The sequence below is a fragment of the Mesorhizobium sp. M1D.F.Ca.ET.043.01.1.1 genome (assembly GCF_003952385.1).
Classification (GTDB): Bacteria; Pseudomonadota; Alphaproteobacteria; order Rhizobiales; family Rhizobiaceae; genus Mesorhizobium.
In genome coordinates this window covers 5,851,536-5,872,578 of record NZ_CP034444.1, presented here as the reverse complement: position 1 = coordinate 5,872,578, position 21,043 = coordinate 5,851,536, and the positions used below count along the sequence as shown (strand labels likewise).

At 65.8% G+C, this 21,043-nt stretch carries 9 protein-coding genes; 7 read left to right on the top strand and 2 right to left on the bottom strand.

What is annotated here, in order from left to right; translation table 11 throughout:
- Nucleotides 1–57: 57 nt before the first annotated feature.
- Together EJ067_RS28110 and EJ067_RS28105 are read right to left on the bottom strand one after the other, a co-directional pair.
- Nucleotides 58–6,108: a translocation/assembly module TamB domain-containing protein gene (locus tag EJ067_RS28110; protein ID WP_126088404.1), complete on the bottom strand. Its 6,051-nt coding sequence runs from the start codon at nucleotides 6,106–6,108 to the stop codon at nucleotides 58–60.
- Nucleotides 6,109–6,110: 2 nt separating this feature from the next.
- Nucleotides 6,111–8,039 (bottom strand): autotransporter assembly complex family protein, encoded by a 1,929-nt coding sequence (locus tag EJ067_RS28105; protein WP_126088403.1) that lies wholly within the window; start codon nucleotides 8,037–8,039, stop codon nucleotides 6,111–6,113.
- A gap of 278 nt (nucleotides 8,040–8,317) precedes the next feature.
- On the opposite strand from EJ067_RS28105, the gene EJ067_RS28100 reads away from it, so the two are divergent.
- From EJ067_RS28100 to EJ067_RS28070, 7 genes are all read left to right on the top strand, one after another.
- Nucleotides 8,318–13,810, top strand: coding sequence for an alpha-2-macroglobulin family protein (locus EJ067_RS28100; protein WP_126088402.1), 5,493 nt, complete (start codon nucleotides 8,318–8,320; stop codon nucleotides 13,808–13,810).
- An 81-nt stretch (nucleotides 13,811–13,891) separates the two neighbouring features.
- Entirely contained in the window at nucleotides 13,892–15,982 is a 2,091-nt protein-coding gene (gene pbpC, locus EJ067_RS28095; RefSeq protein WP_245468078.1) for a penicillin-binding protein 1C, read from the top strand.
- Between the two features lie 82 nt (nucleotides 15,983–16,064).
- Nucleotides 16,065–16,763 carry a M15 family metallopeptidase gene (locus EJ067_RS28090; RefSeq protein WP_189510819.1) on the top strand — a complete coding sequence of 233 codons (699 nt, stop codon included), beginning with the start codon at nucleotides 16,065–16,067 and terminating at the stop codon, nucleotides 16,761–16,763.
- A 204-nt stretch (nucleotides 16,764–16,967) separates the two neighbouring features.
- Complete coding sequence (locus EJ067_RS28085; RefSeq protein WP_126088399.1) at nucleotides 16,968–17,996, top strand: sulfate ABC transporter substrate-binding protein; 1,029 nt, start codon at nucleotides 16,968–16,970, stop codon at nucleotides 17,994–17,996.
- A 110-nt stretch (nucleotides 17,997–18,106) separates the two neighbouring features.
- Nucleotides 18,107–18,958, top strand: coding sequence for a sulfate ABC transporter permease subunit CysT (gene cysT / locus EJ067_RS28080; RefSeq protein ID WP_126088398.1), 852 nt, complete (start codon nucleotides 18,107–18,109; stop codon nucleotides 18,956–18,958).
- Nucleotides 18,951–19,835 carry a sulfate ABC transporter permease subunit CysW gene (cysW, locus tag EJ067_RS28075; RefSeq protein ID WP_126088397.1) on the top strand — a complete coding sequence of 295 codons (885 nt, stop codon included), beginning with the start codon at nucleotides 18,951–18,953 and terminating at the stop codon, nucleotides 19,833–19,835. The genes cysT and cysW overlap by 8 nt, the downstream gene beginning before the upstream one ends.
- Nucleotides 19,836–19,848: 13 nt before the next feature.
- Nucleotides 19,849–20,889 carry a sulfate/molybdate ABC transporter ATP-binding protein gene (locus tag EJ067_RS28070; RefSeq protein WP_126088396.1) on the top strand — a complete coding sequence of 347 codons (1,041 nt, stop codon included), beginning with the start codon at nucleotides 19,849–19,851 and terminating at the stop codon, nucleotides 20,887–20,889.
- Nucleotides 20,890–21,043 lie beyond the last annotated feature (154 nt).

The following is a 21,043-nucleotide window of genomic DNA, read 5'->3' as shown; positions in this document are numbered from 1 at the left end:
GACCTTGCGCATGCGGCTAAAGCGTTCTTGGGCCGACCGGAGACGAACATCACGCCATCAATACTCGCGTTCGTAGAAGACGCCGCCCTTGGCCTCGCCGGCGTCGTTGGCCTCGCCGCGCAGCTTGACGCCGCGCCCGACATTGAGATCGATCGTCGCCTTGCCGGAACCCGGTTTGTCACCCTTCTGGATCGTCACATAGGTGCGGTCGTTGAGGTACTTGCCGGCCGAAACGGCGGTGCCACCCTTTTCGTCCGTCGTCACATCGAGATCGTCGACGCCGATTGCGCTACGCAGATTGTCGAGCAGCGAGGTCGAGCCGCCGGCGCCCGCCAGTTGCGCGGCCGCATCTGCAAGCTGGGCGATTTGCAGCGGCGACAGGTTAGACATCGAGCGGCCGAAGATCAACTGCGCCAGCACCTCGTCCTCGGGCAGCGCCGGCACCGAGGAGAAGTTGAATTTGGGATTGGTCGCCTCTCCGGAGACGACAATGGTTACGGTGGCGCTGCTGGTCGTCGTCGTCGCCGTCAGGTTGAGGTAGGGCACCAGCGACCCCTGGAACCCGACCGTGCCCTCGGTGAAGGTCAGCCGCTTGGCCAGGATCGTCAGCCGCCCGCGCTGCAAGGTGAAGGTGCCGACCGCCTGCGGCGCAGACGCCGGGCCGGTCAGCTTGAGCGAGCCGCCGAGCTCGGCGTCGACGCCCCTGCCCTGGATGAAGATTTGGTTCGGCGCGTTGACAGTCACGTCAAGGGTAAGACCGCCGCCGCCATTGCCGCCACCGGATGTCGGCGGGTTCAGCGCCCTGTCCTGCGCGCGCACCGCGCGCGGCGCGTTCTTGTGCTTCACATCCAGTGCCGAGAGCGAGCCCGGCAGCTTTTCCGGCACGGTGATAACCGTCCTCGCCAGGTTGATGGTGCCGGCGATCACCGGCGCCGAAACGAGCGGCCCCTTGATGGTCAGGTCGCCACCGAGGTTGGCGGTCACCACCCTGCCGTCGGTGTAGCGGGCGTCAGTGAGTTTTATCGACAGGTCGGCCGGGAAGCCTTGCGCCGGCGTGATGCCGACCGTGCCGCTGGCTGAAAGGCTGCCGCGCGTCGACAGTGTGCCGGTCAGGCGATTGATCCTGGCGACGCCGCCGCCGATCGACACGTCGGCCGCGATGTCGTTGACCGCAAGCCCGGAACGCGCGTCGATGAGGCGTGCGCCGGACGTGGTGACTTTGCCACCAATCACCGGCGAGGACGCCGGGCCGCGCACCTGCACGCTTACATTCGCCGTGCCGGTAAGTCCCAGGCCTTGTGCCGCGAGCCTGGCGGCAAGGAAGGAGAACGGCACATTGCCGTTGAAGTCGAGCGCCAGGGCCGGCGTGCCCGCCGTTGTCACCGTGCCGCCGCCTTTGAGGCCGAGGCCGGCGCCGTCGCTGATATTGGCGTCGAAGGCGAGCTTGTTGCCGGCGAAGGTTCCCGATGACGATATGTTCATGCCGCCGAGGCCGGCGCCTCGCGTCTGCGAGGTCTGCACACCGGAAGCGTCGACTTTGAAGGCGACCGACGGGGTCGCCGGCGCGCCGGTGACCTTGACCGTCCCCGAGATCGAGCCTGCCGCATCGAGGCCGCGCGCGAAGCTATTGGCGAGCGAGACCGGCACCCGGGCCAGATTGGCGTTGATGTCGAGCGCCTGCGCGACCTTGCCTGTCACCGTCGCCGTGCCGCCGCCGAGATTGAGCACCAGCCGGTCGAGCGTCGTCGTGCCGTTGGCGATGGTCACCGTCGAGGCCTGCGCGATCGCGGCCTTGATGCCCTGGACCGTCGCCTGGCCCGACGCCAACTCGACGGTCGTCGTGCCGTTGGCCACTTTAACCCGGCCGGCTGCCCTTGCCGGGATGTTCTTGACCGTGGCGCCGCCGGAGAAGCCGGTCCAGTCGCCGTCGCGCTTCAGGTCGACATCGATGCCGGTGACGGCAGTGCCGCCGGAGGTCACGCTTTCGGCGCGAACCTTGCCCGAGATGACAGGTGCCGCCCGATAGTTGGCGATCTGCGCGTCGATGGCGACGTTCTTGGCGGAAAGGTCGCCGCGCCTGATCGCCGCCGTGGTCGCCTTGACGGCGACGTTCGGGCCGTTCTCGGCTTTCGAGAAGGCGATCGTGCCGCGGACGTCGCCTTCCGCCTTTTCCAGCGCGAGCGCGGCCAGCGGCCCGATGTCGGGCAGGTCGAGCGACACCGTGCCTACCGGCACGAAGGCCTCGTCCAACGCGAGATCGCCGGAAATCCTGTTCGATCCTAGCGACAGAAGAAGCCCGTTGATCGCGCTCTTCCCGCCGGTGGTGGCAAGGACGGCATTGCCCTGCAGCGGTTGCCCGGCGACATTGCCGGTCAATTGCACAATGGCCGCCGGATTGGCGGCATCCGCCTTGCCTGTCGCGGTCAGCTTCAGCCCGGTGATCTCGCGCGCCGCGACCGAGAGCCGGTCGCTGTTGACGGTCAGAGACAGGTCTGGCCCCATGATCGGACCTTGCGCATTCAGGGCAAAAGCGATGGCGCCCTTGGCGTCTTTCGACAGCAGCGAAACGTCGCTCAGCGCGCCCCTGACGTCGGCGGCAAGCTTGTTGTCGGCAAGGCTCGCCTGCCCGTCGGCGCTCAGCGCGCCCGAGTTGACCTTCAGGCCGTCGACATTGACGTTGCCATTGGCGTCGCGTTTCAGCGCGGCGCTCAACTGCGCGCTCTCGCCAAGCATGCCGCGCACCGCGGCCGGCAAGGCGGACGAAGCAACATTGGCTTTCATATTGAGGTCGATGGCGCCGTCGCGCAGCGATATCCGGCCGGCGACCTGGCTGTTGAGCGCATCGCTCTTGAACGAGCCGCTGCTGACGGCAACGGCATCGGCCGTCAATCGGCCGTTGACCGCGGCCGTGACCTTGCCGGCAATCAACGGCGCGATCATGGGGTTGTCGAGACCGATCCTGTCGACCGACACCGTGCCGGAAACCGGCCCCGCACGCCCCTTGAGATCGAACGCATCCGAATGCAGCGCCACGGCAAGACCGTCCACCTTCGCCTGGCTGGCGGCAACGGAAGGCAGGATCGCGGAAACATCAAGGCGGGCTTGCGTGCTTTCGCCCGCCATTTTTGCCGACAAGGACTGGACCTCGACCTTGACCGGGCTCTCGGCGCTGCCGATCGTCAACGGCAGGCTGGGTCCGGATGATGTGAGATCGAGCGAAAAGTCGCTGACGCCGTTCGGATTTATGGTGCCGGCGGCGTTGCCGGAAATCTTGTCGCCCGAAAGCCTTGCGTGGTCGAGGGCCACGCCGCCCGCCAGCGTATAGCTGCCGGCGGCATCGAGATTGAGCGGCCCGAGCCCCGCCTGCCGGGTCTGGCTGGTCTCGGCGCCGGCGAGCTTGGCGTTGAACTGGACATCGGGGCTGGACGAAGGACCCGTGACATGCGCCGCGCCTTCCAGCGTTCCGGCTGCGTCGAGGCCGGGCACGAAATCATTGGCGAGCGCCGCCGGCAGGCTGGCGAAATTGGCGGTAAGGTCGAGCGTCTGTCCGGCGCTGCCGGAAACCGTCGCCGTGCCGCCACCGAGGTTGAGCGCCAGCTTTTCGATGCTGGTGACGCCATTGGCGATCGAGAGGCTGGAAGGCTCGGCGATCGCCGCCTTGATGCCGCGCACGGTCGCTTCGCCCGACGCGATCTCGACGCTGGTCTTGCCGTCGGCGATCTTCACGCGACCGGTTGCGGTGGCCGGAATGCCCGATGCCGTCGCGCCGCCGGAAAAATTGGTCCAGTCGCCGTCGCGCTTCAAATCGATGCCGATACCGCTGATCACCGTGCTGCCGGAAGTCACGCTGTCGGCCCTGATCGTGCCCGAGATCGCCGGACCCTTGAGGTAATTGGCGATCAGCGCGTCGACGGTGATCGTCTTTGCCGCCAGCTCGCCGCGCGCGATCGAGGTGCTTGCCGCATTGATGGTGACGTTCGGCGCCGCGCCGTCCTTGGCGAAGACGATCGTGCCGTTGATATCGCCGGTCGCGCTCTGGTTACCGAGTGCCGCAAGCGGCGCGATGTCCGGCACGGCAAGCGTCAGCGTGCCGATCGGCAGGAGCTGATCGTCGAATGCAAGATCGCCCGAAACCTTGTTGTCGCCGAGCGCGAGGCTGAGCCCCCTGATCGAGCGCTTGCCGTCGGCGGTCACCAGCGAGGCCCGGATGTCGAGCGGCTGCTCCTCGGCGCTGCCGGTCAGCGAAACGTCGGCCGACGGGTTGGCGATATCGGCCTTGCCCTTTGCCGAGAGCTTGATGTCCTTCACCGTGCGGCCGGCCGCCGTCAGGCTGGCGCTGTCGGCCGAGACCGAGAAGTCCGGCGCCCAGCGCGGTCCGCTTGCGCTCAGCGCGAAATTGATCCCGCCGGCGAGCGGCGTGCCTGCCAGCGACGACAGCGCCGATACATCGCCCAGCGTTCCCTTGACGTTGGCCTGGATGTCCGAGCCTTGGGCGCTGGCGGTGCCGCGGGCGCTAAGCGAGCCGGACGTGAGTTCCAGCTCGTTGGCCGCGAACGCGCCTTCCGGATCGCGGGTGGCGGTGGCCGAGAATTTCACCCGCTCGCCGAGCAGCGAGCTGATCTGCGGCGGCAGCGCCTTCGACACGGCGTCGGCGTTCATCTTCAGCGTCATCGACAGATCGGCGAGCGACACGCCGGCGGTCAGCGCGGCATTCAGCGCGTCGCTGCGCAGCGTGCCCTTGTCGACGGTAACGGTCTCGCGGCTGATCGAACCGGAGAGATCGGCGGCGAGCTTGCCCGTCACCAGCGGCGCCAGCGTCGCCACGTCGGTCTTCAGGCCGGCGGCGGCGAGCTTGATGCTGACCGGACCGCTTCGGTTTTCAACGTCGAAGCCGTCGGAGTGGATTTCCCCCGTCACGTTGTTGAGCTGCGTGCCGCCGACGGCGATCGAGGCCAACGCAGTGCCGATGTCGACCATCGGCGCCTTGCCATCGCCAAAGGCGCGCGCCGTCGCCTTATCGATCGCGACCAGGATCGGCACCGCGCTGGTGCCGACATCGATGGTGACCGGCTTTTCCTTGGCCGAGAGTTCGACGGCAAGGTCGCTGGCGCCCTTCGGGTCGACATTGCCGGTGGCCGTGCCGTGGACCGCGTCGCTCTCGATGGTGGCGCGCTCGATATCGACCCCGCCGCTCGTGATCGCCGTCCCGGCCACGTCGAAGCTCGTCTTGCCGGCAAACAGCGACTTGAACTTCTCCGGCAGGAAGCGCTCGAATTCGCCGTCGCCCTTTGCTTCTATATAATGCCCCTTGTCGCTGAGCTGATGCCGGCCGGTGAGCTGGGTGACGATCTGGCGGTCGACGACGAAGGTGCCGATGCCGCTCCAATTGGCGAGCGGCCCGGTTCCCGAAACGACGATATCGACCGGCGGCGCATCGGGGAGCTTGAGCAGGTTGGCGATGATGCCGCCGGCCGGTTCCGAAGCCTTGAGATCGAGGTCGAGCTTGTTGTCGGCCGGCGCGAAATGGACCTTGGCGTCGACACTGCCTTCTCTGCCGTCGTGGCGGGCGACGTTGAGCACCGTGTCGATCGCCAGCGGCGACGGATCGGCCTTGAGCGAGCCCTTGGCGGCTAGTTCCGCAATGCCGCTGCCGGCCAGCTCCTGCCCAAGCGCGATCTCCGGCAGGTCGATCTGCTTCACGTCGATCGAGACCGGCAAGCCGGTCGAGCCGCTCTGCGAAGACTGCTGGCCGCCTTGCGGCAGCCGCGCCAGCTCGATGCGCTCGGCGGCGATGCGATCGGCATTGAAATTGCGCGACAGGAGCGCCGTCGGCGACCAGTCGAGCGCCACCTTCCGCGCCACCAGCCAGGGTCCGGCGCGATCCTCCAGCACGACATGGTCCAGCCGCAACGCGCCGGACCATATGCCTTCAATGCCGCTGACAGTGACCTTGCGGTCGTCGGTCGAGGCCATGTTCGAGATCAGGCCGGCAAGATTTTGCCGGCCGCCTTCGGTCCCGGTCAGCACGACGAGCGCGCCGATCGCCAGCACGAGCAGCAGGAGCAGCGCGTAAAGACAGATGCGAAGGATGCGCCAGAATATCTTCATCGTCAGAACGCCTGGCCGATGCCGGCATAGATGCCGAAATGCGGATCGCTCGGATCGCGGTTGAGCGGCACGGCGGCATCGATGCGCAGCGGCCCGAATGGCGTAAGATAGCGCAAGCCGACGCCGGCGCCGACCTTGACGTCCGAGAAATCCGGGAAGGATTTCGTCGAGACCGTGCCGGCATCGACGAAGGGCACGATGCCGATCGTGTCGGTGACGGCGATACGCATCTCGATCGACGTCTCGAAGAAGGACAGACCGCCGATCGGCTGGCCGTCGATGTCCTTCGGGCCGATGCCCTGATAGGCATAGCCGCGCACCGAGCCGCCGCCGCCGGAATAGAAACGCCGGTCGGCGGGCACGTTCTGCAAGCCGGTGCCGACGATCGAGCCGAGCACGGCGCGTTCGGCCAGCACGAACTTGCTCGCCGTGTCGAGCGACTGATAGGCGGAGCCTTCGCCCTTCAGCTTGAGGAAGGTCGCGCCGTTCAGGATGTCGTAGCTCGGCTCGGCATAGGCGAGCGCCCGGAAACCCCTGGTCGGATTGAGCTTGTTGTCGCGGCTGTCATAAACATATTGCAGCGGAATGCTGGCGATCAGATAGGTGTGCTTGCCGAAGACGTCGGTGATCCGCGAGTAGTCGAGCGCGAATTCCGCCGAAACCCTCTGTTTCTTGTCGAGATCGTAGGACACGCCGATATTGCCCTTGACCGAGAAATGGTCATAGGCGTCGGGGTGCTCGAACACGGTCTTGATGCCGGTGAAGAACTTCGAGGTCGGCCCGAGCACGCCCGGCTTCTCGAACATGATGCCGGCATTGTAGTTGAGCGCCGAAATGCTGTTGCTGCCGATGCCGCTGATGGAACCGTCGATGCGCAGCTTCTCCGCCCGGCCGAACAGGTTGCGGTGGCCCCAATAGCCTTCGAGCCCCAGCCCTTCCGTGTTCGAAAACGTGCCGCCGATGCCGAAAAAGCGCGGCTTGCGCTCGCTCACCTGGACGCCGATCGGGATATTGCCCTGGGTGTCGAGGCTGTCGCCCTCCTTGATGGTCACGCTGTTGAAGACCTCGAGCCCGAGCAGCCGATCGCGGGCATCGTCAATCTCTTGCGGCGAATATTGCTGGCCCCGCTTCAAGCCGGTCATGTATTCGGTGAAGTCGCGGTCGACCTTCTCGGTGCCCTCGACCGTGGTGTCGCCATAGCCGGCGACCGGACCGGCCGCCACCGTCAGCGTCACGTCGAGTGTCGAGCTTTTATGGTCGGCGACGATCTCGCGGTCCGTCACCTTGGCGAGCGGCCTGCCCTCTTCCTTGAGGGCGCGCACGATCGCCGCTTCGGCCTTGAGCACCGCACCCGATCCTGCGTCGCCGCCGGCGATCAAGCCGAAATCGGCGCTCGCCAGACCGGCCGCGTCGCCCTTCAGCCTGATGTCGCCAAGCGTGAATTTCGGCCCGGCGGCGATGCTGACGACCACCGGGATGGGCTGCGGCCCCTTGAATTCGGCATCCGGCGGCAGTTCGTCTATGGACTTGCCCTGGATGGTGATGGTGACCACGCCTTCGTAGCGGGCGTCGGCGTAAAGGGCGGCCACGAGCTGTTCCCGGTCGCTGCGCGCCTTGGCCATCAGGCCGAGCGACCCCGAAACCGGATGCTCCTCGTCGCTCTTGAGCGTCGAAGCATTCTCCAGCTTCTCGACCAGATCCTTGTCGGCGTCGGGCGCATCGATGGTCACCGAATAGCGCAGCGGATCGACGATATCGGCGTCCTCGTCGCTGGACGAGCCCCAGAGCTTGATGCCGAAAATCTCGAAAGCAACCGCCGGCCGCGCTTCGAAGGCGATCATCGCGGAGCAGGCGAGCGCGAAAAGCAGGGCGCGCGGAAGCCCGCGCCCTGGCGCGATCCCTCCTGACATCTGCGTTTCATACGCCGGCATTAACACAACCTAGTCGACAAAACTAAAATTGGAATGAAGTTCTGAAACGCTCGTAAAGGGGCCACAATCCAATTGTCTGAAATAGACCGGGCTTGGAATTCACACCTTTTGCATCTTCGCAAGAATGTGTGATCCATCTCATAGAGGTTCTGTCGAAATACCGGCCTTTGGCCGGCTTGGAAACCGTTGGCGGGTTGAAAAACCTGCAGCGTTCCGGCGTTGACAAGCCCGCTTGATGCTTGATCATGCCCGGACGCTGGCAATGTCTGGAGGGTGATGTGGCAATGCGCGCGGCTCGTGGTCTCTCTTTCCTTCTCCTTCTCTTTTTCGCTCCTGTCTTCCTCGCATCGAGCGCGGCACTCGCGGCCGAAGCCCGGCGAATCGTAACGACGGACAATTCCGACTATTTCGGTTTCGATCTCAGGTCGGACCAGAATGTCAGCCTCGACCAATGCAAGACCACATGCCTCGGCGACCCCGCCTGCCGCGCCTTCACCTACAACACCAAGGCCAAATGGTGCTTTCTCAAATCCGACTATAATCAGCTCAAACCCTTCAGCGGCGCAGTCGCCGGCAAGATCGCCAATGTCGATGGCGACCCCGACATCGGCGCTCCGCCGGAACTTACCTTCTTTCCCGGCTGGATGGTCGACCAGGCCCAGCAGTTCCGCAACAAGCTGACCGATCCGGCCTATGACAAGCCGGCCGAAGGGCTGGCGGCGCTTCAGGCCGCGGCCGAGCAGGCGGCGCTGACCGGCGACCATCGCCTCGCCATGCAGAAATACCAGGCGGCGCTGTCCGTCCTGCCCGACGACGGTGCGCTCTGGCTGGCGCTGGCGCGCGAGACGCTCGGCGTGCAGCCGGCTTCCAATACCTCCGAATCCTCGACCTTGCCGGCAAACGTCACTTCGGCCGCCTTCAACGCGTATAAGCTGGTGCGCACCGCAAAGACCCGCGCCGAGGCGCTGGCGCTGCTTGCCGCCGGCCTCGATAAGCGCGACCTCTTCCGGCCTGCGATCCAGGCCTATGAGGCGAGCCTGGCGCTGGTGAGCTCACCCGCCGTGCAGGCCGACTATGCCGACCTCAAGGCGCGCAAGGGTTTCCGCGTCATCGACCACTCGGTCGATGCCGATTCCAGCACGCCGCGCATCTGCGCCCAGTTTTCCGAGGCACTGGTCAAGACCGGCGTCGACTATTCGCAGTTCGTCACCGTCGACAACGCCGCGCCCAAGGCCGTCGAGGCCAAGGACAAGCAGATCTGCGTCGAGGGGCTGGAGCACGGCCAGCACTATGACGTGACCTTCCGCGCCGGCCTGCCGGCGGCGATCGGCGAGACGATCGCCGCCCCGGTCGTGCTGTCGATCTATGTCCAGGACCGCGCCCCGTCGGCCCGCTTCACCGGCGACAGCTTCGTGCTGCCTTCCGGCGCCCGCCGCGGCATTCCCGTCGTCACCGTCAATATGAACGCCGCCAAGATGAAGCTTTATCGCATCGGCGATCGTTCGCTGGCGCAGCTTCTGTCCGGCTACCAATTCCTGCACCAGCTCGACGGCTACGACATTTCCACCATTTCCGACCAGATGGGCGAGCCCGTCTGGGAAGGCACGCTGGACATCGCCAACGACCTCAACAAAGAGGTCACCACCTCGTTTCCGGTGGACGAGGCGATCCCGCAGCGCAAACCCGGCGTCTATGTGCTGACCGCCCAGCCGGTCGACGACAAGGACGACGACTATGGTTCGCGCGCCACGCAGTGGTTCGTCGTCTCCGACATCGGCCTCTCCACCTATACCGGCGAGGACGGTCTCAACGTCTTTGCCCGATCGCTCGGCTCCGCCAAGCCGATCGCCGGCGCCGAACTGACGCTGCTTGCCAAGAACAACGAGATCCTTGGCACGGCGACATCCGATGCCGAAGGCCACGCAGTGTTCAACCCGGGCCTGACGCGCGGCGAAGGCGGCATGGTGCCGGCCGTGCTGATGGCCAAGCAGGGCGACAACGACTTCGTCTTCCTCGACATGGGTCGTGCCGGCTTCGATCTGTCGGACCGTGGCGTTGCCGGGCGTGCCGCGCCCGGCGCTCTCGACGTCTATGCCTGGACCGAGCGCGGCATCTACCGCGCGGGCGAGGACGTCCATGTCGCGGCCCTTGCCCGCGACGGCGCGGCCAAGGCGGTCGACAACCTGCCGCTGACCTTCATCTTCACCCGTCCTGACGGCGTCGAGAACCGCCGCATCGTCAGCGACGGCGCGTCGGCTGGTGGCCATGCCGTCGACCTGCCGCTCGAGGGCAACGCCATGCGCGGCACCTGGACGGTGTCGATCTATACCGATCCCAAGCAGTCACCGGTGGCGAGCCAGATGTTCCTGGTCGAAGACTTCGTCCCGGATCGCATCGAGTTCGACCTGACGGCCGACAAGAAGGAGATCGCCCAGGGCGAGACCGCCAATGCCAGCGTCGACGGCCGCTTCCTCTACGGCGCGCCGGCCGCGGGCCTCGCGCTCGAAGGCGAGATGACGCTGTCGACCACAAGCAGCTGGGACCGGTTCAAGGGCTTCACCTTCGGCCTCGCCGACGAGCAGTCGGCCGAGCCGACGGTGACGCCTTTGGCCAACCTTCCCGTCGTCGGCGATGACGGCAAGGCCACCTTCCCGGTCTCGATCGACCAGTTGCCTTCGACCACCAAGCTGGTCAACGCCAAGGTCACTGTCCGCATGCGGGAAGCCGGCGGCCGCGCCGTCGAGCGCTCGCTCGACATCGCCGTCCATCCCGAGAAGGAGATGATCGGCATCCGTCCGGATTTCGAAGGCGATGAGGTGCCGCAAGGCGGGACGGCGAAGTTCAGCATCATCGCTGTCGATCCGAACGGCAAGCGCGAGGAGCTGAAAGGCGCCCAGTGGTCGCTGGTCAAGGTCGAGCGCAATTACCAATGGTACCGCTCGAACAACTACTGGAACTATGAAGCGGTGAACCTCACCAAGGCGGTCGCCAACGGCCAGATCGACCTGAATGCCGACGGCGAGGCGACCGTATCGCTTCCAGTCGACTGGGGCCGCTACCGGCTCGAGGTCGAGACGGCAGACCCCGACGGTCCGGCGACCAGCTACGAATTCGACGCCGGCTGGTACGTCGCCTCGACCACCACCGAGACGCCTGACGGCCTGGAGATCGCGCTCGACAAGGACACTTACGCTGCCGGCGAAGTCGCCAGGCTGAAGGTCTCGCCGCATTTTGCCGGCGAACTGCTCGTCACCATCGGCGCCGACAAACTCTTGAAGACCGTCACCGCTTCGGTGCCGGCCGGCGGCAGCACCGTCGACATCCCGGTCGGCGACGACTGGGGCGCCGGGGCCTATGTCACGGCGACTTTGTTCAGGCCGGGCGATGCCGAGCAATCGCGCATGCCGGCCCGCGCCATCGGCGTCAAATGGCTGACCGTCGATCCGGGCTCGAAGAAGCTCGCCGTCACGCTGACGCCGCCGGAAAAGACCGCGCCGCGCCAGCAGCTTTCGATCCCGGTCGCCGTCAGCGGCGCGCAACCCGGCAGCAACGCCTATGTCATGGTCGCGGCCGTCGACGTCGGCATCCTCAACCTGACCAACTACAAGGCGCCCGATCCGGAAAATTGGTTCTTCGGGCAGCGCATGCTGGGCCTCGAGATCCGCGACCTCTATGGCCGCCTGATCGACGGCTCGCTCGGCACCACCGGCAAGCTCAGGACCGGCGGCGACGGCGCCAACATGCAGTCGCAAGGCAGCCCGCCGACCGAAAAGCTGGTCGCCTTCTCCTCCGGCCCGGTCGAGCTCGATGCCAACGGCAAGACGCGGGTCGATTTCGACATCCCGCAGTTCAACGGCACCGTGCGCGTCATGGCCGTCGCCTGGACAAAGGAGGCTGTGGGCCATGCCGAGAGCGACGTCATCGTGCGCGATCCGGTGGTGATCACCGCCGGCCTGCCGCGCTTCCTGGCACCCGGCGATGCCGCGACCATGCGCCTCGACATCGCCGACACCGATGGTCCCGTCGGCGACTACAAGCTCTCGGTCACCACGACCGGGGATCTCTCGACCGGCGAGAAACCCCTGCCCGAGAAGCTGACGCTCGCCCAGGGCAAGCGGCAGTCGCTCTCCTTCCCGCTGATCGCGCGGACGGCGGGCGACGCTTCGATCACCGTCAAGCTCGCGCATGACAGCGGCACCGAGGTCGAGCAGACGCTCTATCTGCCGGTGCGCCCGGCGCAGCTTCCGGTCACCAACCGCATGGTGGTCGACCTGAAACCCAATGGCGGCGCGCTGCGCGTCGACAGGGAGCTGCTCGCGGCAAGCGTGCTCGACGGCGCCTCGGTCAGCGTCGGCGTCTCGCAGGCGGCGGCCTTCGACGTGCCTTCGCTTTTGATGAGCCTCGACCATTACCCCTATGGCTGCGCCGAGCAGACCACCAGCCGCGCCATGCCGCTGCTCTATGTCAACGACATGGCCACCAGCATCGGTATGGAGAGCGATCCCGACCTGCACGGGCGCATCCAGGACGCCGTCTACAAGGTGCTCAGCTACCAGGCTTCCAGCGGCAGCTTCGGTCTTTGGGGTCCGGGCTCCGGCGATCTCTGGCTCGACGGCTATGTGACGGAGTTCCTGACCCGGGCGCGCGAGCAGAAATACGACGTGCCGGCGCAGGCGATGAGCCAGGCGCTGAACAACCTGCAGAACTCGCTCGGCTACGACCAGGACGTCCAGGATCGCGGCAGCGAGATCGCCTACGCGCTCTACGTGCTCGCCCGCAACAAGAAGGCCTCGATCGGCGATCTGCGCTATTATGCCGATACGCAGCTCGAGGCCTTCACCAGCCCGATGGCGGTCGCGCAGCTGGCGGCGAGCCTGGCGCTCTATGGCGACACGCAGCGTTCGGAAGCCACCTTCCAGACGGCGTTGCGGCTGGCGCAGGCGGGCACCGAATACGACTACTACCGGTCCGACTACGGCTCGCCGCTCCGCGATGGCGCTGCGATGCTGGCTTTGGCGGCGGAATCGAAGCCGGTGCCGAGCATCGTGCCGCAGCTGATCAGGCTGCTGGCAAGGGAACGCGCCGACGCCCGCTGGACGAGCACGCAGGACGAATCCTGGATGCTGTTGGCGGCGCGCGCGCTGAAGGAAGGCAATGATTCCATCACGCTTTCCGTCAACGGCGCGCCGCATTCGGGCGGCTATTCCGACCGCGTTTCCGGCAGCGACCTCGAGGGCAGCCCGCTCACCATCGCCAACACCGGCACGACGCCGCTGCAGGCGGTTGTGACCGCGGTGGCGGCGCCGGTCGACCCGCTGCCGGCCGGCGGCGACGGCTTCACCATCGATCGCACCTATTACAGGCTCGACGGCACCGAGGCCAACGTCACCGAGGCCAGGCAGAACGAACGCTATGTGGTCGTGCTCAAGATCTACGAGCAGAACAAATGGGCGTCTCGTCTGCTGATCACCGACCTGCTGCCGGCAGGCTTCGAGATCGACAATCCGGGCCTGGTTTCCAGCGCGCAATTGTCGAACTTCTCGTGGCTGGCGCAGACGGATGCCGCGCATCTGGAGTTCCGCGACGACCGCTTCGTAGCCGCCTTCAATCCCAATGAAGGCGACGGCGACCGCAACATCACGCTCGCCTATGTCGTGCGCGCCGTGACGCCGGGCACCTATGCCCATCCGGCGGCGACGGTGGAGGACATGTACCGGCCGCAATATTCGGCCCGCACCGCCTCCGGCATGATGGAGGTCAAGGCGGAGTAACGATCGCCAGCGCTGCCGGTGTCTCCCTTCTCCCCGTCACTACATGGGGAGAAGGCCGGCAGGCGGATGAGGGGCAGCGCCATGCTCTCCAGGAAACTCCTCCGACGAACCGCCATCGCGGGCATTTCGCTTGCCTGTCTTGCGGCCGCCTCCGTCGCCGCCCTCTGGGAGCTCGACCGCGCCTTCCCGCCGCCTTTGCCGGCAACGCTGACGGTCTCGACCGAGGTGCAGGACCGCGACGGCCAGCTCCTGCGCGCCTTCGCGACGCCGGACGGCTACTGGCGGCTCGGAACCAGGCTCGACCAGGTCGACAGAGAGTTCGTCGACATGCTCGTCGCCTATGAGGACAAGCGCTTCTGGGACCACCGCGGCGTCGACCTGCTGGCGCTCTGCCGCGCCGCCGGCCAGTTCGCCACCAGCGGCCATATCGTTTCCGGCGGCTCGACCTTGTCGATGCAGCTTGCCCGGCTGATCGAGCCGCGCGACGGCCGCAGCCTCGGCTCCAAGCTCAAGCAGATCCTGCGCGCCATCCAGATCGAGCGGCGGCTGTCCAAGCGCGAAATCCTCGAACGCTACCTGATGCTGGCGCCCTATGGCGGCAATCTCGAGGGCGTGCGCGCCGCCTCGCTTGCGTATTTCGGCAAGGAGCCGAAGCGATTGACGGTCTCGGAGGCCGCGCTGCTCGTCGCGCTGCCGCAACTGCCGGAAAAACGGCGGCCGGACCGCAACCTCGACATCGCGCATGCCGCGCGTGATCGCGTGCTCGCCCGCATGGTGTCCGCCGGCCTGCTTGGCGAACGCGAGGCCGCGCGCGCCGCCCTCGACGACGTATCCGGCCTGCGCCGCAAGCTGCCGGCGCTGGCCGCGCATGCCTCCTACGCCATGCTGCCCAAGGCGGAGCCCGGCAAGCCGCTGCAGCTCACCATCCGCCGAAGCGTCCAGCAGGGGCTGGAACAGGTGGCAAGGGAGGCCGCCAGGAAGCTCGGGCCGAAACTCTCCATTGCCATGGTGATGGCCGATGCGCGCACGGGCGACATTCTTGGCGAGGTCGGATCGGCCGATTTCTTCGACGCCAGCCGCTCCGGCTGGATCGACATGACCAAGGTCGTGCGCTCGCCCGGTTCGACGCTGAAGCCGTTCATCTATGGGCTCGCCTTCGAGCAAGGCCTGGTGGCGCAGGAGACGATCATCGAGGACAGCCCTGCCGATTTCGGCGGCTACCGGCCGAAGAATTTCGACATGGGCTACCAAGGCGACGTCAGCATCAGGCAGGCGCTGCAATTGTCGCTCAACGTGCCGGCGATCCGGGTGCTGGACGCGGTCGGTCCCGCGCGGCTCACGGCGCGCTTCCGCCAGGCCGGCGTCAACCTGGTCCTGCCGCTCAACGAGGCGCCCGGCCTGGCGATCGGCCTCGGCGGCGCCGGCGTGACGCTGCGCGATCTCGTGCAGCTCTATACGGGCCTCTCCAATGGCGGCAAGATGCACACGCTGCATGACGGCACCGAGCCGGCCAACGCCGAGCGCACCACCGCTACCATCCTCGACGACCAGGCCGCCTGGCAGATCGACGACATCCTGTCCGGCGTGAAGCCGCCGGAAGGCGCTGCCCAGCGCGGCATCGCTTATAAAACCGGCACCTCCTACGGCTATCGCGATGCCTGGTCGGTCGGTTTCGACGGCCGCTACGTGCTGGGCGTCTGGGTCGGCCGCGCCGACGCCAGCCCCATCCCCGGCCTTTCCGGCTACGTCTCGGCCGCGCCGATCCTGTTCGAAGGCTTCGTCCGCTCGGGTCTGGCCAGCGTGCCGCTGTCCGGCCGGCCGCCGGGCGTCTTCAACCCCAAGCGAGAGGAACTGCCGGTGACGCTCGCCCGCTTCGGCGCCGGATCGGACGGACTGGTGCAGGCAAGGGCGACTGAGCCGGCGCCGACCATCGTCTTCCCGCCGGACGGCGCCCGCGTCGATCTCGGCGCAAATTCGGCCGAGGCCACGCCGCTGGTGCTGAAGCTGCAAGGCGGCCGCGCACCGTTCCGCTGGCTGGCCAACGGCAAGCCGCTCGCCGGCATCGACCGCCGCCGCACCGCGACCTGGCAGCCCGACGGCACCGGCTATTCGACGCTGACCGTGATCGACGCCGCCGGACGCGCGGCCAGCGTGAAGGTTTTCGTTGAATAATTTGCAGCAAGCGATTCAGCGGATTGCGCTTCTTGGCCTGAGGTCCAGCACGAGGCATCCCCCGTCAAAGTCTGCTGCAACCATCGCAACGCTGGCTCTTCTGGCTGCCACCTCCTTCGCCGCCCACGCCGATCCCCTCCCCGCCGGCTTCGTGCGGCTGGCCGATATCGATCCGACCATCCGCAAGGACATCCGCTATGCCGGATCCCAAAACTTCCTGCACCGCAAGGTCGAAGGCTATGAAGCGCCGGTCTGCATTCTGACCGAACAGGCGGCGAAGGCGCTTTCCAGCGTCCAGAAAGCGATCGCCGCGAGGAGCCTGACATTGGTCGTCTTCGACTGCTACCGCCCGGCGCGCGCCGTTGCCGATATGGGGCAATGGACGCGGCAAGGCGGCCCACCCGACCCGCGATGGTACCCGACGGTCGAGCGCGGCGACCTCATCGCCAAGGGTTACGTCGGCGAGCTGTCCAGCCATTCGCGCGGCTCGACCGTCGATCTGGCGATCGCCGAGATGGACAAGACAAGCGCGGCACATCCCGCTTGCGGGGCACCCGACGCGGTCACGCTGGACTTCGGCACCGGCTTCGACTGTTTCGATCCAATGAGCGAGACGGTCCATCGCCCTCTTCCCGCCCAGGCAGCCGCCAACCGCAAGATGCTGCTGGCGGCCATGCGCTCCGCCGGCTTCCGCAACTATGCGCGCGAATGGTGGCACTTCACGCTGGCGAAAGAGCCCTTTCCGAAACAGCGTTTCGATTTTCCGGTCACCGCAAACTAGCTAGACCGCAGGGACTTGCCTGGAGGCGGACCGCTTCTAATTAGGTCGGCTGACGAGGAGTCCGGCGTTGCAGGCTGAGGAAATTGTTTCCTTGACCAGGCGCTGCTCAGCGAAAAATTGCTGCAAGGAGGCGAAAAAGGCAACATTCAATGCATCTAATTTCTATAAAATCGCTAGAGTTCGTGCCGTTCAACGGAGGCGGAAATGACCAACCCTCATTTCAGGAAACTGCTCGGCGCGCTGGTCGCCACATCTGTCCAGTTCGGCACGCTCGGTTTCGCGTTCGCCGACACGACCATTCTGAATGTGTCCTACGACCCGACGCGTGAACTGTACAAGGCCTATGACGAGGCCTTCGCCGCGCATTGGAAGGCCGAGACCGGCGAAACCGTCACCATCCAGCAATCGCATGGCGGATCCGGCGCGCAGGCCCGCGCGGTGATCGACGGCCTCGATGCTGACGTCGTGACGCTCGCGCTCGAAGGCGACATCAATGCCATCGCCTCGAAGACGAAGAAGATCAATCCGGACTGGCGCACGAAGTTCGAGAACAATTCGGCACCCTACACCTCGACCATCATCTTCCTGGTGCGCAAGGGCAACCCCCAGGGCATCCACGACTGGAACGATTTGATCAAGGACGGCGTCCAGGTGATCACGCCGAACCCGAAGACCTCCGGCGGCGCTCGCTGGAACTATCTCGCCGCCTGGGCCTACGCCAACGCCAATGACGGCAACGACGAAGCCAAGACCAAGGAATTCGTCGGCAAGCTCTATGCGAATGTCCCGGTGCTCGATACCGGCGCCCGTGGCTCGACGGTGACCTTCGCCCAGAAGGGGTTGGGTGACGTGCTGATCGCCTGGGAGAACGAGGCCTATCTCGCGCTCGACGAATTCGGCGCCGACAATTTCGACATCGTCTACCCGCCGACCTCGATCCTGGCCGAGCCGCCGGTCGCGGTCGTCGACGCCAATGTCGACGCCAAGGGCACGCGCAAAGTCGCCGAGGCCTATCTGGGCTGGCTCTATTCCAAGGAGGCCCAGACAATCATCGCCAAGAACCACTATCGTCCGGCCAAGCCCGACCTTGTGCCTGCTGAGGACCTCGCCAAGCTGCCTGCAATCAAGCTGGTCACCATCGACGATCCGCAATTCGGCGGTTGGAAGAAGGCGCAGCCTTATCATTTCGGCGACGGTGGTATATTCGACCAGATTTACAAGCCCGCCCAATGAAGCATGGTGGCCATTAGGCCGGATGAACCTGATTGGGTCTATTGTACGAGTGCCCGAGCCGAGGCGATGGGCGGTCTGGTTCTGAGTAAGAAGGGACAAGCCGGAATTCCATGACCACAACACCCGCTAAAGCGGGGTGGCGGTTCAGACAGCCGAGCGTCATTCCGGGCTTCGGATTGACGCTCGGCTTCTCGCTTGCCTACCTCACGCTCATCATCCTCATCCCGCTCTCGGGGCTGGTCTGGCGTTCGGCAGCACTTGGCTGGACAGATTTCTGGGCGATCGCTACCGACCGCCGCACCCTGAATGCCCTGAAGATCAGCTTCGGCACCGCCTTCCTGGCTGCGGTCGTCAACGTCGTGTTCGGCACGATCGTCGCCTGGGTGCTGGTCCGCTACCGTTTCCCCGGCCGCCGCGTCGCCGATGCGATGGTCGACCTGCCCTTCGCGTTGCCCACGGCGGTCGCCGGCATCGCGCTCACCACGCTCTATGCGCCGAATGGCTGGGTCGGCCAGCTTCTGATGCCGCTCGGCATCAAGGTCGCCTACACGCCGCTCGGCATTGTCGTGGCGCTCGTCTTCATCGGGCTGCCTTTCGTCGTGCGCACCGTACAGCCGATCATGGAAGAGATCGACAAGGAGGTCGAGGAGGCTGCAGCCACATTAGGCGCCAGCCGCTTCCAGATCATTACCCGCGTGCTCTTTCCCGGCCTGGCGCCGGCCATCATCACCGGGTTTTCGCTCGCCTTCGCGCGCGGCGTCGGCGAATACGGCTCGGTCATCTTCATCGCCGGCAACCTGCCCTTCAAGTCCGAGATCGCGCCGCTTCTGATCGTGATCCGGCTCGAGGAATACAATTACGAGGCGGCGACCGCGGTCGCCGCGATCATGCTGGCGCTATCCTTCCTGATGCTTCTGGTCGTCAATCTCGTGCAGACTTGGAGCCGCAAGCGCTATGGCTGACCCCGAGATCAAATCCTACGAGCCGCATCACGAGAGCCAGTCGGCGGCGGTGACCGAAAGCCGGCAAGTCAAGACCGTGCTGATGGCAATCGCCTTCGCCTTCCTCGCCGTCTTCCTGCTCTTGCCGCTGATCGTCGTCTTCCACGAGGCGCTTGCCAAGGGCATCGGCTCCTACTCGGAGGCCCTTTCCAGTATCGACACGCGCTCGGCGATCCGCCTGACGCTGCTGGTGGCGGCGATCTCGGTGCCGCTCAACGTCATTTTCGGCATCTCGGCCGCCTGGGCGATCGCCAAATTCGAGTTCAAGGGCAAGGCGTTTCTGACCACGCTCATCGACCTGCCCTTCTCGGTGTCGCCCGTCATTTCCGGCCTGGTCTATGTGCTGCTCTTCGGCGCGCAAGGACTGCTCGGCGAATGGCTCAAGGCGCATGGCATCCAGATCTTGTTCGCTGTGCCCGGCATCGTGCTGGCCACGGTCTTCGTCACCTTTCCGTTCGTCGCCCGGGAGCTCATCCCGCTGATGCAGGAACAGGGCAATGGCGACGAGGAGGCGGCGCTTTCGTTGGGCGCCAATGGCTGGCAGACCTTCTGGTATGTAACGCTGCCCAACGTCAAATGGGGGCTGCTCTACGGCGTGCTTCTCTGCAACGCTCGCGCCATGGGCGAGTTCGGCGCAGTGTCCGTGGTCTCAGGCCACATTCGCGGCCTCACCAACACCATGCCGCTGCATGTGGAAATCCTCTACAACGAGTACAACGCCGTGGGCGCCTTCGCGGTCGCCTCGCTGCTGGCCGGCCTGGCCCTGGTGACGCTGGTCTTGAAAACACTTCTCGAGATGCGCTACGGCGCCGAGATCGCCGCGTCGCGCGGACATTGATAGAGGTCATTCTATGGAAGTTCGCGTTGTCAACGTGCGCAAGGAGTTTGAGCGGTTTCCGGCGCTCCATGACGTGTCGCTCGACATCAGGTCGGGCGAGCTCATCGCGCTGCTTGGACCGTCCGGCTCCGGCAAGACGACGCTTCTGCGGCTGATCGCCGGCCTGGAACGGCCGACCAAAGGGGCCATCTTCTTCGGCGACGAGGACGCCTCCCAGAAGTCGATCCAGGAGCGCAATGTCGGTTTCGTCTTCCAGCATTACGCGCTGTTCCGCCACATGACGGTTGCCGACAATATCGGCTTCGGCCTGAAGGTCCGGCATGGAACCGCAAGGCCGTCTGGAAAAGAGATCCGTCGCCGGGCGTCGGAACTGCTCGACCTCGTCCAGCTGTCGGGGCTGGAGAAGCGCTACCCGGCGCAGCTTTCCGGCGGTCAGCGTCAACGCGTGGCGCTTGCGCGCGCCATGGCGATCGAGCCCAAGGTGCTGTTGCTCGACGAGCCGTTCGGCGCCCTCGACGCGCAAGTGCGTCGCGAGTTGCGCCGCTGGCTGCGCGAGATCCACGACGCCACCGGGCATACCACGGTCTTCGTCACGCACGACCAGGAGGAAGCGCTGGAACTCGCCGACCGTGTCGTCGTGATGAGCCAGGGCCGCATCGAGCAGGTCGGCTCGGCCGACGAGATTTACGACGCGCCGAACTCGCCCTTCGTCTACTCCTTCATCGGTGAATCGAGCTCGCTGCCGGTCAAGGTCGACAACGGCGAGATCTGGCTCGCCGACCGGCCGATCGGCTTGCCGGCGCCGAACGCTGCCCCCGGCGAGGCACTGCTCTATTTCCGTCCGCACGATGTCGAGCTGCTTGACGGCTGCAGCGGCTGCATCGCCGGCACGGTCGCCGCCAGCCGGCGCGTCGCCGGCACCAGACGGGTCGAGCTCGAGGTCGGCGGCGAGCGCCAGCGCGTCGAGATCGAGCTGCCCATCGATCATCCCGCGGCGCAGAAGAGCCGGGTGGCGTTCAGGCCGGGACGCTGGAAGCTTTTCCCGGCTTCCTGACGCATCTTTGCGCCTGCGCTTTCCTGTGGCGCCCGCCAGGCGTCGCGATGAATCTGCCTGGAAAAAAATCCAGCCAAACAGCTGTTCGGGCGCGCCTTTTTCCTCGCTCCCGCCATCCACCCGGAGTGCGTGCCTCGTCGGACCAGGCTTTCCT